This is a genomic window from Bradyrhizobium sp. CB1717 (assembly GCF_029714325.1).
GTDB lineage: Bacteria > Pseudomonadota > Alphaproteobacteria > Rhizobiales > Xanthobacteraceae > Bradyrhizobium.
In genome coordinates this window covers 8,542,501-8,555,896 of the sequence record NZ_CP121666.1, presented here as the reverse complement: position 1 = coordinate 8,555,896, position 13,396 = coordinate 8,542,501, and the positions used below count along the sequence as shown (strand labels likewise).

8 protein-coding genes and 1 rRNA gene are annotated in these 13,396 nt (G+C 62.5%); 5 read left to right on the top strand and 4 right to left on the bottom strand.

Going from position 1 to position 13,396, the window contains the following annotated elements; all coding sequences use genetic code 11:
• Nucleotides 1-116: 116 nt before the first annotated feature.
• A complete protein-coding gene (locus QA649_RS39730) occupies nucleotides 117-749 on the top strand; it encodes a TIGR02594 family protein (RefSeq protein ID WP_283021907.1) in 633 nt (210 codons plus the stop codon).
• A 114-nt stretch (nucleotides 750-863) separates the two neighbouring features.
• On the opposite strand, the gene QA649_RS39725 is transcribed toward QA649_RS39730, so the two are convergent.
• A complete protein-coding gene (locus QA649_RS39725; protein ID WP_283021906.1) occupies nucleotides 864-1,667 on the bottom strand; it encodes an MOSC domain-containing protein in 804 nt (267 codons plus the stop codon).
• 239 nt (nucleotides 1,668-1,906) lie between these two features.
• Between QA649_RS39725 and clpB the strand changes: the two genes are divergently transcribed.
• On the top strand, nucleotides 1,907-4,546 hold the full coding sequence (clpB, locus tag QA649_RS39720) for an ATP-dependent chaperone ClpB (RefSeq protein ID WP_283021905.1): 2,640 nt from the start codon (nucleotides 1,907-1,909) through the stop codon (nucleotides 4,544-4,546).
• An 84-nt stretch (nucleotides 4,547-4,630) separates the two neighbouring features.
• Here the strand turns inward: clpB and QA649_RS39715 are convergent, their stop codons facing one another.
• Complete coding sequence (locus QA649_RS39715; RefSeq protein ID WP_283021904.1) at nucleotides 4,631-4,897, bottom strand: hypothetical protein; 267 nt, start codon at nucleotides 4,895-4,897, stop codon at nucleotides 4,631-4,633.
• A gap of 298 nt (nucleotides 4,898-5,195) precedes the next feature.
• Between QA649_RS39715 and QA649_RS39710 the strand changes: the two genes are divergently transcribed.
• Together QA649_RS39710 and QA649_RS39705 are read left to right on the top strand one after the other, a co-directional pair.
• Nucleotides 5,196-6,110 (top strand): hypothetical protein, encoded by a 915-nt coding sequence (locus tag QA649_RS39710; RefSeq protein WP_260388317.1) that lies wholly within the window; start codon nucleotides 5,196-5,198, stop codon nucleotides 6,108-6,110.
• A 301-nt stretch (nucleotides 6,111-6,411) separates the two neighbouring features.
• Complete coding sequence (locus tag QA649_RS39705; protein WP_283021903.1) at nucleotides 6,412-6,693, top strand: hypothetical protein; 282 nt, start codon at nucleotides 6,412-6,414, stop codon at nucleotides 6,691-6,693.
• A gap of 178 nt (nucleotides 6,694-6,871) precedes the next feature.
• Here QA649_RS39705 and QA649_RS39700 read toward each other — a convergent pair whose 3' ends face one another.
• Together QA649_RS39700 and QA649_RS39695 are read right to left on the bottom strand one after the other, a co-directional pair.
• Entirely contained in the window at nucleotides 6,872-8,491 is a 1,620-nt protein-coding gene (locus QA649_RS39700) for a hypothetical protein (protein WP_283021902.1), read from the bottom strand.
• A gap of 151 nt (nucleotides 8,492-8,642) precedes the next feature.
• On the bottom strand, nucleotides 8,643-10,706 hold the full coding sequence (locus QA649_RS39695; protein WP_283021901.1) for a M23 family metallopeptidase: 2,064 nt from the start codon (nucleotides 10,704-10,706) through the stop codon (nucleotides 8,643-8,645).
• A gap of 1,025 nt (nucleotides 10,707-11,731) precedes the next feature.
• Here QA649_RS39695 and QA649_RS39690 point away from each other — a divergent pair.
• Nucleotides 11,732-13,219 (top strand): 16S ribosomal RNA (locus QA649_RS39690).
• Nucleotides 13,220-13,396: the final 177 nt, after the last annotated feature.

Genomic DNA, 13,396 nt, shown 5'->3' with positions numbered 1-13,396 from the left:
CAGCTATTCGCGGGCGTTGCGTCTTTTTCTCGCCACATCCGGAAGCTTTACGGCCCGGCGGATGTCGGCCACCGCACGGGCCGACGGGAAAGAGGGGTGTCAACCAAGGATGAAGAATGTTTGAGTTGTTTGCGTTCCGCCTGTCGCGTTCTGTTGTCGCGCTGGCGGTTTTCTTCGCGGCGGTCGCCGCATTTGTTTCTCCGGCCTCGGCGCGGCCGCATCATCGTCATAGCGCAGAGCGGCACGTTCACGTGCACCACGCCAGACATCATCACTCTCGCCATCATGCACGCAGCTCGCGCTTCGAGCGCAGCGCGGTGCAGTTGCAGGCGGGCGGCTTCGCCGACACGCAGGCCAGCTATGATCCGAATGCCAGCGCCGGCGGTGCGGGCATGGGCGGAGGATCGGGCCTCGTGTCCGAGGCGCGCCGCTATCTCGGCGGCAATCCGACCGGGCGCGGCAGCCTGTGGTGCGCGCGCTTCATGAACATGGTGCTGGAGCATACCGGCCATCGTGGCACCGGCTCGGACATGGCGAATTCGTTCGCGCGCTACGGCACGCGCGTGTCCGGCCCGCAGGTCGGCGCCATCGCCGTGATGTCGCGCGGCCGCCGCGGCGGTCATGTCGGCATCATCACCGGCATCGACGCGCAGGGCAATCCGATCATGATCTCCGGCAACAACGGCAACCGCGTCCGCGAAGCGCCGGTCTCGCGCGGCCGGATCTATGCGTATGTGATGCCGAACTGAGGCTCGTCATTGCGAGCGCAGCGAAGCAATCCAGAATCCCTCAGCGGAAACAGTCTGGATTGCTTCGTCGCAAGTGCTCCTCGCAATGACGGAGTGTGTTGAGCCGACGTCGGCTCACACCAGCTTCGGCTGCTCCACCGCAACCGCATCGCCTACCCCGATCTCGCCGTCGGCAATGACCTCGGCATAGATGCCGCAGTCCATATGGCCGAGATGGCGCGAGAGCGTCGGCGGGATCTCGAGATCGCGCTTGGCCGTCACGGGGTCGACATTGGTGGCCGGGCAGCGGACGATGCGCTTGACTACCTTGAGCCGGGCCTCGCCGATCGCGAGCGTCTGGCCGACGAGGTCGAGCTCGGACCAGGCCGGCCAGCCTTTCACGTAAAGATTGCCGCGGAAGCGCAGCGGATGCACGGCGGTGCCGCCGAGCATGGTCTCGATGGCGCGGACGCTGTTCAGATTGATGATGGACACGACCTTGCGGGCGACGTCGGAGAAGCTGTGGTCACGGCCCGAGAGCACCTTCGGCGGACCCTTCAGTTCCGGCTGAAAATTCTCGGTGAAATAGCTCTCGATGGCGGCGCGCCCCGCGGCCGTCTCGAGATCGCCGCTGACGACGATCTGGCCGTCCTTGCGGATGGTCAGGCGGTTGGTCGCGTCCTCGAAGCGGCTGTCCAGGGAGGCCAGGCGCTCATTGCGCGCCAGCATCAAGAACAGGATCTTCGGCTTCCATTCGGGCGCCTCCGGATCGAACCCGCTCGGGCCGTTCTCGATGGCGTAGCGGCGGTCGGCGGGCAGCGTTTCCCCTCGCCGCAGGGGCACGCGGGTCAATGACTCCGGTGTCAGGCCCTTGATCGGGTAGCGGTAGAGGCCGGCGATTTCGGCGGTCTGGCTGGCTGGCTTTGCGTTAGGTGTCATGCCGCTACTTAGGGGATTCGACGCAGCCCCGCCAAGCCGGCCGATCAGCGCACGAAATTGTGAAGTCGCCTCTTTCGCATCCGCAACCCGCTTCCCACATCTGCCTCAGGCTGGCGGCCACGCCGGTCCACGACGACCGTTACCGGTTGAGAAACGTCAATGCGGTAATCGGAAACCCAATGAAGATGCCATTTGGGGTGCCTTAGAGGGCCCCAGGGGCAGGCCGAGGGACAGAAAAGATGAATATCGACAAATACACCGAACGCTCCAGGGGCTTCATCCAGTCCGCGCAGTCGCTCGCGGTGCGCGAGGGGCACCAGCAGTTTTCCACCCTGCACGTCCTGAAAGTCCTCCTGGACGACAATGAGGGGCTCGCGGCTGGCCTGATCGACCGCGCCGGCGGCAATTCCCGTGCGATCCTGAAGGCGACCGAGGAGGCCCTGGGCAAGGTGCCGAAGGTCTCCGGCGGCGGCGCCGGCCAGATCTATCTCGCGCCCGAGCTCGTCCGCACCTTCGACGCGGCTGAGAAGGCCGGCGAGAAGGCCGGCGACAGCTTCGTCACCGTCGAGCGGCTGCTGCTCGGCCTCACGCTGGAGAAGACCAGCGAGGCCGGCGCGATCCTCAGCAAGGGCGGCGTCACCCCGCAAAACCTCAATGCGGCGATCGAGGCGCTGCGCAAGGGCCGCACCGCGGATTCGGCGACCGCCGAGAACGCCTATGACGCCCTGAAGAAATATGCCCGCGACCTCACCCAGGCTGCGCGCGACGGCAAGCTCGACCCGGTCATCGGCCGCGACGAGGAGATCCGCCGCACCATCCAGGTGCTCTCGCGCCGGACCAAGAACAATCCCGTCCTGATCGGCGAGCCCGGCGTCGGCAAGACCGCCATCGCGGAAGGCCTCGCGCTACGCATCGTCAACGGTGACGTGCCGGAGAGCCTCAAGGACAAGAAGCTGCTGTCGCTCGACCTGGGCGCGCTGATCGCGGGTGCGAAATACCGCGGCGAGTTCGAGGAGCGGCTGAAGGCCGTGCTCCAGGAAGTCACCGGAAGCGAAGGCACCTTCATCCTCTTCATCGACGAGATGCACACGCTGATCGGTGCCGGCAAGGGTGACGGCGCAATGGACGCCTCCAACCTGCTCAAGCCGGCGCTCGCCCGCGGCGAGCTGCACTGCATCGGCGCGACTACGCTCGACGAGTACCAGAAGCACGTCGAGAAGGATGCGGCGCTGGCGCGGCGCTTCCAGCCGATCTTCGTCAGCGAGCCCTCGGTCGAGGATACCATCTCGATCCTGCGCGGCCTGAAGGACAAGTACGAGCAGCACCACGGCGTCCGGATCACCGATTCCGCACTTGTTGCCTCCGCGACGCTGTCCAACCGCTACATCACCGACCGCTTCCTGCCCGACAAGGCGATCGACCTCATGGACGAGGCCGCGGCGCGGCTGAAGATGCAGGTCGATTCCAAGCCGGAAGAGCTGGATTCGCTCGACCGTGAAATCATCCGGCTCAAGATCGAGCAGGAGGCCCTGAAGAAGGAAAGCGATCTCGGCTCCAAGACCCGTCTCGAATCTCTGGAGAGGGAGCTGGCCGAGCTCGAGGAGAAATCAGCGGCGCTGACGTCGCGCTGGAGCGCGGAGAAGAACAAGCTCTCCAACGCCCAGAAGCTGAAGTCCGAACTCGACGCACTTCGTGTCGAGCTCGCCAATGCGCAGCGGCGCGGCGAATTCCAGAAGGCTGGCGAGCTGGCCTATGGGCGCATTCCGGAGCTGGAGAAGAAGCTCGCGGAGATCGAGGCGCGTGAAGGCTCCGGCGAGATGATGGAGGAGGCGGTCACCGCCAACCACATCGCGCAGGTGGTCTCGCGCTGGACCGGCGTGCCCGTCGACAAGATGCTGGAGGGCGAGAAGGAGAAGCTCCTGAAGATGGAGGAGCAGCTCGGCACCCGCGTCGTCGGCCAGGCCGAGGCCGTGCGTGCGGTCGCAACCGCCGTGCGCCGCTCCCGCGCGGGCCTGCAGGACCCGAACCGCCCCACCGGCTCGTTCATGTTCTTAGGCCCCACCGGCGTCGGCAAGACCGAGCTGACGAAGGCGCTCGCGGAGTACCTGTTCAACGACGAGACCGCGATGGTTCGCCTCGACATGTCCGAATACATGGAGAAGCACTCGGTCTCACGGCTGATCGGCGCGCCTCCGGGTTATGTCGGCTATGACGAGGGCGGCGCGCTCACCGAGGCGGTGCGGCGCCGGCCTTATCAGGTCGTGCTATTCGACGAGATCGAGAAGGCGCATCCTGACGTCTTCAACGTCCTGCTGCAGGTGCTCGACGACGGCCGCCTGACCGACGGTCAGGGTCGCACCGTCGACTTCCGCAACACGCTGATCATCATGACCTCGAACCTCGGTTCGGAATTCCTGGTGAACCAGCCGGAGGGCGAGGACACCGCCGCCGTGCGCGACCAGGTGATGGGAACGGTGCGGGCGCATTTCCGCCCCGAATTCCTCAACCGCGTCGACGAGATCATCCTGTTCCACCGCTTGCAGAAGAGCGAGATGGGCCGGATCGTCGAGATCCAGTTCGCGCGGCTGCAGAAGCTTTTGACCGATCGCAAGATCGTGCTGACCCTCGATGCCGCCGGCCGCGACTGGCTCGCCGCCAAGGGCTGGGACCCCGCCTACGGCGCACGGCCGCTGAAGCGGGTGATCCAGCGCTACCTCCAGGATCCCCTCGCCGAGATGATCCTCGGCGGCGAGGTCAGGGATGGTGACACGGTCGCGATCTCCTCCGAAGGCAACGTGCTGACCTTCAACGGCAAGGCGCCGCAGACCGCGGAGATCGCCCAGTTCGAGGCGCCGGTGTCGAAGCGGAAGCTGAACTGAGCGTCATCGCGGCCTGAAACGACAGATCGCCCCGGAGAGGTTCACTTCTCCGGGGCGAATTGTTTTCGTCGGTCCGGTTGAGTCCTAGCCGGCTGGGAACGCGGGGGCGGGCTCGGCCGGTCCAACTTCGGCGTCGTCCTCTTCGAGCTCCGACAGGATATCGACAAGCTCGCGTACCCGCCCCTGCGCCAGTGGCCGCAAATCGTTGATCATGGGCTCGTCGTTGGCGAGCCAGGCTTGGGCTTCGGCCAGCTCGTCCATGGTGGCGCCGGTGCCAATGATGCTGGCGATGGTCAGGTCGTCAGCTCCACCGACGGACTTGATGACGTCGTCTCGTGTCAAAGGCTGCATGGCATTCATCCCCTTTGCCGCTGCACCGGACACTTCAACCAAGTGACCATCGTGTCGGTTCCCCCAATGGAGACCGATCTGCTCATGGGGGCAGATGCCGGGTAGAGATCGCACAGCCTCGACGGTGCATCCTTACCGCAATCGGCCGCGTCCCTACAATTTTGACGCGTTGCACGCAAAAAGGGTGTTGTTTGAAAGCGACACGGAGACCGCTTTAACGCGGAGGATGTCTGAATCCCCTTGAACAACCTGCCTCATCGTCGCCACAATCCTTACCGGGGAGTTAAGGGGGCGTGCGATGCGTGGTGTGGCGGAGTTGCGTCGCGTGGGGCGGTCGTTTGCCGGCATTGCGCTGGTTGGACTGTTATTGGCGGGGTGCGAAACCTTCCGCGGAAGGCCAGATCGAATTTACACTGTTGCCGAAGAGGTGGCGAACGCGCGGGAAGCATTGCCTGGTATCGCGACCAGCTACGAGTTCGCCAGGTCCGACAATGATCGGATATTCTATCGCAATGAGTACATCGCTCGCCGGATGTACATCATCGACGCAGAATTCACCGAGTTCGAGACCGCTCTGACAAAGGAGCGGGGCGAGTTTGGCTTTACGACGGCGGTGGTCACGCAAGGATTGACGACCGCCGGGGCCGTGTTCACGCCGGCTAATACCGTGCGAACCCTGAGTGCGCTCGCGGGGGGCGTGAATGCAAGCAGGGGCTTTTACGATTCAGAGTTGCTTGTAAACAAGACCATTCAAATCGTGCAGGCCCAGATGGAAGCAAAGCGCGACATCGTCGCCTCCCGCATCATCTCAAAGGTGAACTTCGCTCCACGCACCTATCCTCTCTCCGCTGCCCTTCATGATCTTGAAGACTACTATCGTGCGGGCACACTGACGGCCGGCTTGATCAAAGCGAGCGCCGAGGCGGGAGAAGCTGCCAAGGAAGCTGCCACCCAGAAGGAAGCCGCGATGGTTCTCCAGGGAGGCGCTTTCCAACCGAGCGAAGATACGACCAAGCGTGTGCTGGCGTACTTTGCGCCAGGCCCGAAGCGGGCTGACCGACTCGCAAGAATGAGCGAATGCTTGTTCGCGGTAGGATTCCGTAGTCCTTCGGGAGGCGCTCCGAGCGCCCTCAGTTTTTCCATAGGAGCAAATAACCGGGGTGCGCGATTGAACATGATGAAGTGCGCGAGTGAAAACAAAGATCCGATGTAGTTTCGATCAATTGATGGAGGCGAACATGTCTCAGTATCACAAACACGGTGCCTATGACCCTAATGGACCCACGACAAAGAGGGTGGTCGCGTATTTCTCGAGCGGAGCGAAACGCACTCAGCGATTGCAACAAATGAGTGCGCGACTGTTTGAAATGGGTTTACGCTCCCCGAAGGGCGGTCCTCCAAATGCTTTGGCGTATGCAATTGGATCGGGCAATCGGAGCGTCAGATTGCAGATGATTGAGCACGCAAAGACGCACGATCCGATGTAGTTGCGTTCGTATATAGGGGGATAGACGATGACTACGACGAACGTCGATATTTCGACCAAGGATGACGCAAAAGCGCTTGTGCAGACCTTTGTTGATCAGGATGAGCAAGTCGCAAAAATAGAAATTACCGTGACGAATGGCGTGTTTGCCGGGGCAGTCACCTTTAACGATCCGCCTACGCCCGAGGCAGTAGGAGACGGAACAATGGACACGGCCAAGGCGGATGCGGCCAAAGCCATTGACGATGGAAAATCCAAAATAACCATCGAGAGAAGCGACGCCGGTAAATGGACCGTAACAGCCACATAGTAGCGCAGGCGACACGCCGGTGCGCGGCTCGGCGTGGCTTCGCGCGATTGCGTCTGCTCGGTCTTGTACTTCATTATCACGCGCGGGCAGCGGGTGCGGAAAGCATAGCCCTGCGTGGGCCAGAGGAACAACCCGCGGCGGGCTCGCCAAGTCCGGCTGACTGGAACGCGCCGAAAACTTATTTCTTCACTACCTTGTAGATCGCATTCTCCACGTCCGAGGAGACGTAGACGACGCCAGTCGCACCGATCGCGACACCCGTCGGGATATGCGTCGGCAGTCCTCCAGGTGCCCCGGTCAGGCCGATTGGAAGGTTAGCCGCGATCTCGGTGACCTTGCCGTTCTCCGGCTCGATCGCGATCAACCGCTTCGCGCCGACCTCGGCCACGATCAGCCTGCCGTCGCTCGCGCGCGCGATGCCTTCGGGCATTTTCAGCTCCCTGACGAGCACGGTCTTTTCGCCGTTGCTGTCGACCCTGGCGACGGTGCCGGCAAAGGCCTCGGTGACATAGACCTCACCGCTCGGGCCGCCTACGAGCCCGACCGGTCCCTCGAGGTCGCCGATCAGCGACGTGCGATCCTTGCCGTGCTCGCCGCTGACGCGGACCAGCGACTTGGTGCCGAGCTCGGCCACCAGGATGCTGCCGTCCGCGAGCACGATGGCGTCATGCGGCGCCTTGAAGCCGTGCAGCATGTCGCGCGTCGTGCCGGTCCTGCCGTCGATCACCTGCACCGTGCCGGTGAACCAGCTCGACAGGACCACGTCGTTGCCCTTCGCCGTCGCGCTCATCGGATATTCGAGCGTGACGCCGGCGGCGTGCATGCGCGCCTTCTCGCTGACCTCGCCGGTCACTCCGTCCACCGTGCGATAGGCGAACACGTCGGCGACGTGAATCGTGTCCTTGCCGTTCTCCGAGGTGACACCGATGCCGCCGGGCAGGGCGAGCTTGCCGATGATGATCTGCTTGGCCTGACCGGTCGCGGGATCGACCTCCTGGATGCCGTTGTCGGCCATGTTGGAGACGTAGATGCGGTCCTTGTCGTCGATGGCGAGGTTGTCCAGCGACGGCTTCAGCTGCGCGACCACGGTCTTTGCGCCCGACCTGGGATCGACCCGCACGAGCTGGCCGAGCGCGGTATCGACCACAAAGAGGTTGCCCTTGGAATCGAAATTCACCGCGGCCGGGACCTTGAAGCCGTCGGCAACCACCGTCAGTTCGGCCTTGTCGACGTCGACCTTGGCGACCTGTCCCTTGAACCAGAGCGGACCGTAGAGCTTGTCGTCGGGACCGAATTCGAAGCCGTTGAGGCCGCCCATCTTCTCCATGATCTGGCGGGGCGGTTTGACGCCTTCGACGTCGATCTCATAGAGCGTGTCGCCGAGAAAGACGGTGGTGGCGTAGAGCCTGCCGTCCTTGCGGAAGGCGAGGGAATTGATACCGGGAAGGCCCGAGGCGAGCTTCCTGATCGGGCCGTCGCCCTTGCGCGCGTAGAGATCGCCGGCCAGGAAGCCGGTCCAGGCCATGGTGCCGTCGGGCGCGAAGGCGATGTCGTCGGCCATTCCGACCGGTGAGGGGATTGCAACCTTGGCGGTACCACCGGCGATGTCGACCTCGTAGAGCGCAGCGCCCGCGACGCTGCCGGCAAACAAATGGCCGGCCTTGTCGATCGCAAGCCCGTGCACGCCATGGAATGCCGAGCCGGGAACCAGCCTGCTCACCTCCCAGTTTTCTGCGGATGCGCTCGAGATGCAGAAAACCGCAGCAATCAGGGCCGCGCAGGCGAGCCTGTTCTTCATGGCGAGACCTCCCGTTTTTTGGAAAGTATTCGCCCGTCACACGGCTTTGGCAAACGAAACTTGACGTTGTGGCGGCGTGAAGCGGCCGCGCCCCGCAGCGTTCCGTTCGATCGTGCTTGAAGACGTCTGGTTCGTGTGCGCCGTAGCCGGCTTAGCGGTTGGTGACCTGCAACGGCCCGCCGGTTGCGTCCGACATGCGGGCGATGGCGGCACCCCGGCCGCTCATCATGGCGTCGAGCCGGTCGCGCTCCTTCTCGAAGCCCGCCAGAACCGCGCCTTCCAGCGAACGGCCGCGCGGCAGTTTCACGCGGAGCGGATCGACGAAGCGGCCGTTGACGAGGATTTCGTAATGGACGTGGGGACCCGTCGACTGGCCGCTCGAACCGACGAAGCCGATCACCTGGCCCTGCCGCACCTTCTTGCCGATCTCCATGCCCTTGGCGAAGGCCGACATGTGGCCGTAGGCGGTCTCGTAGCCGTTGGAATGCTTGATGCGGATGTATTTGCCGTAGCCGCCTTCAGGGCCGGCCTTCTCGATCACACCGTTGCCGGAGGCGAAGATCGGCGTGCCGTAGGTGGTGGCCCAGTCGACGCCGGTGTGCATCTTCACATAGCCGAGGATCGGGTGGCGGCGGCCGCCGAAGCCCGAGCGCATGATAGCGTTGTTGACGGGCTTCCTGACCAGGAACTTCTTCGCGCTCTTGCCGGTCTCGTCATAGTAGTCGACGACGCCGTCGTCGGGGCTCTGGTAGCGATAGTATTTCTTGGTCTCGCCGCCGACCGTGAGCGAGGCGAACAGCACGTCGTTCTTTTCGGTCGACGTCACGCCTTCGTCCTCGCCGGCGTAGAACACGTCGAAGGAATCGCCCGGCTGCACCTTGCGCTGGAAATCGACGTCGTAGGAGTAGATCTTGATCATGTCCTCGATGACCGGCATCGGCACCTTGTTGCGCATCGCGGTCTCGTAAATGCTCTGGTAGAGCCGGACGCCAGTGCCGTCATCGTCGTCATCGTCGTCGCTGTTGGCGTTGGCCGCAGCGTCGGCGACGGTGTTCATGCTGGAGACGTCGACCGCGACGTATTTGCCGAGATCGGACAGCGCCGCGATCGCTTCCACCATGGTGTCGTTTGCAACCACGACGCGATAGGGCTGGAGCCGGGCGCCGGGGCTTGCGGGCGCCATCAGGATGCGGAGCTTTTCGCCTTCCTTCAGGCCGCCGTCGCGGCCGCGCGGGCCGAGCGTCGCTGTGATCGCCTTGATCTCCTCAGGCGTCGCGCCGAGATCGCGCAGCACGGAGCCGACGCTGTCGCCCTTCTTGACCAGATGGACGCGTTCGCCATTGGGATTGCCGCCGGTGATCTGTTCCTTGGTTTTCGGCAGCAGCGTGACGTTTTCCGGCACCACGCGCGTCTCGAAGCCTGCATAGGGATCGGACGGCGACACCTCGGTGGCGTAGGCCATCTTCATGTCGGACGGACCGGTCGCGCCGGAGACGTCGGCGGCGGCATTGGCGAGCGAGGCGTAGCGCACCCCGCCATTGCCGCGCCAGTTGGCGGCATCGCGCACCCGCATCAGGATGTCGTCGAGCGCCACCACCGCGGAGATCTTGGCTTTCGGCAGCACCGGCGACAGGTCCTTGGTCACGAAGGAGACCTCGGCGTCGGGCTCGACGGCTTCGGGATTGTTCGGATCATCGGCCGCCGTCTTCGGATCGGAGCCGACGTCGGTGAGAAGTCGCTGGGCGTTGAACGGCGGAATCTTCGCCGACAGATCGCTCGTCGTCATCGACAGATTGCCGGCGATCCGGACGAAGGGGCGCACCCGCATCACGTCGCGGTTGCCGACGCGGGCGACCGTCGAGACGCGCATGATGTTGCGCGAGGCGGTAGATTCACTGGGGGGCGGCAGGCGATCGCTCTTGTGCAGCGTGGCGGCGCGATCAGCTGCGCCGAACGCCCCACGCAGCGCGCCTTCGACCCGTTCCGGAACCTTCGCGAACGTCATCTCGCCGTCGAGCGACGCGAAAACGGCGCCGCCGATCAGGGCTGCGCCGCACAGTCCGGTCAGAATTGTACCGCTGAACCATTGTACCGAGACGCGACGGCGGTCGATGACGGCGGCTTCCGAACCATCGACGGACAGCGGCGGCTCGTGGCCGAGATCGATGATCCCGGTCTCACGCCCGTAAGCGCCGCGTGACGTCCTGTGGTTCAACCCAAGTCCCCCAATCAACGACCCAAGAGGCCAATTCCAAGAGCCCAATTTCAAGAGCCCGGTCTCAAGCCCCTTCCTGACCGCCCTCTTCGAGGGGCATCGCAGGAACGGGCAAGCCGCACAGGCGTCCGCGGTCAGAAGGCCCCGATGACGGGCCGGCCGAATTTACGAACAGCTAAGCGGAAAAAGATCTCTCGATGTCTCTCGAATGTCCGAAGAAGGCCGCTTCATCGTCTGATCGCCTTCCTCTGACCCCACTAAAATCGCCGGCAGCCCCCACTGGCATCCCGCGATTCAAGCTTGTCTCTTATCAGAACGCCGCGGGATTGTGGCTCTAGTACGGCGCCTAATATGGAAAAAGTTTCCTGAACGGGCGGTCGCGACGGTCTCCTGGGAGGGCCCGCCCCAAGCCGGCCCCGGAGCCCCTTTGGGACCCTTCCGGAGCCCGCCGAGGGCCAGACTTTTCTTCAGATTTTTTTGCCGCGCCGCTTCGGTTTGCGCATCCAGGGCCTCGCTAACCGGCGGGAATCACGCGATTTTTTTCGACAATCCACTGTGCGACGATTTGTTGACGATTGGCGTTGACAGCCCGGAAGGCGGGGCCTATAACCCCAACCACTGAGCGCGGCGCCGCCGGGTCATTGACCAAGGCGAGCGAACGCGCCACTGATGCTCCTCACCTTGTTGAGTGACACAACAGCCGGCACCAGTCGGTTGGAGTTGATCCATCGTCGGTAAGAGTGTCGGAACCCTTCTTCTCAGGAAGGTTGGGGCCTCTCCGGTCCCGGGCTGTTTGACAAGTGAAGATGAAGAAAGAGAAACGTGGACGGCGGAGTCCTTGCGGGTCTCGCTTCTGGAAAGCTTCGGCTTTTCTGATCGAGACCGGACGAAAGACTTCGGCGGTACACGTTTCAAAGGAAACACCATCGTTGCCAGCGATGTGAATCGCAGGCAGCACATCGACTTCGGTCGATAATGGTGGGACCTCGTCAAACGTTGTGATCAGCCGGTTCAAAGTTCAAGTCCAACTTGAGAGTTTGATCCTGGCTCAGAGCGAACGCTGGCGGCAGGCTTAACACATGCAAGTCGAGCGGGCGTAGCAATACGTCAGCGGCAGACGGGTGAGTAACGCGTGGGAACGTACCTTTTGGTTCGGAACAACACAGGGAAACTTGTGCTAATACCGGATAAGCCCTTACGGGGAAAGATTTATCGCCGAAAGATCGGCCCGCGTCTGATTAGCTAGTTGGTAGGGTAATGGCCTACCAAGGCGACGATCAGTAGCTGGTCTGAGAGGATGATCAGCCACATTGGGACTGAGACACGGCCCAAACTCCTACGGGAGGCAGCAGTGGGGAATATTGGACAATGGGGGCAACCCTGATCCAGCCATGCCGCGTGAGTGATGAAGGCCCTAGGGTTGTAAAGCTCTTTTGTGCGGGAAGATAATGACGGTACCGCAAGAATAAGCCCCGGCTAACTTCGTGCCAGCAGCCGCGGTAATACGAAGGGGGCTAGCGTTGCTCGGAATCACTGGGCGTAAAGGGTGCGTAGGCGGGTCTTTAAGTCAGGGGTGAAATCCTGGAGCTCAACTCCAGAACTGCCTTTGATACTGAAGATCTTGAGTTCGGGAGAGGTGAGTGGAACTGCGAGTGTAGAGGTGAAATTCGTAGATATTCGCAAGAACACCAGTGGCGAAGGCGGCTCACTGGCCCGATACTGACGCTGAGGCACGAAAGCGTGGGGAGCAAACAGGATTAGATACCCTGGTAGTCCACGCCGTAAACGATGAATGCCAGCCGTTAGTGGGTTTACTCACTAGTGGCGCAGCTAACGCTTTAAGCATTCCGCCTGGGGAGTACGGTCGCAAGATTAAAACTCAAAGGAATTGACGGGGGCCCGCACAAGCGGTGGAGCATGTGGTTTAATTCGACGCAACGCGCAGAACCTTACCAGCCCTTGACATGTCCAGGACCGGTCGCAGAGACGTGACCTTCTCTTCGGAGCCTGGAACACAGGTGCTGCATGGCTGTCGTCAGCTCGTGTCGTGAGATGTTGGGTTAAGTCCCGCAACGAGCGCAACCCCGTCCTTAGTTGCTACCATTTAGTTGAGCACTCTAAGGAGACTGCCGGTGATAAGCCGCGAGGAAGGTGGGGATGACGTCAAGTCCTCATGGCCCTTACGGGCTGGGCTACACACGTGCTACAATGGCGGTGACAATGGGATGCGAAGGGGCAACCCCTAGCAAATCTCAAAAAGCCGTCTCAGTTCGGATTGGGCTCTGCAACTCGAGCCCATGAAGTTGGAATCGCTAGTAATCGTGGATCAGCACGCCACGGTGAATACGTTCCCGGGCCTTGTACACACCGCCCGTCACACCATGGGAGTTGGTTTTACCTGAAGACGGTGCGCTAACCCGCAAGGGAGGCAGCCGGCCACGGTAGGGTCAGCGACTGGGGTGAAGTCGTAACAAGGTAGCCGTAGGGGAACCTGCGGCTGGATCACCTCCTTTCTAAGGATGATCCTTCAGCGAGCCTCAAGCTCACTATCGGATCGTTTTAGAAACATCAGTGGCCAACAGATCGCCAGATCGTTGAGCTGCATTGGCGGGATTTCGCCGTCTTCGTTTCTCTTTCTTCGCGGACGAACACGCGCTGGGCCTGCAAGGGCAGGATCCAGGGTCCTTAAC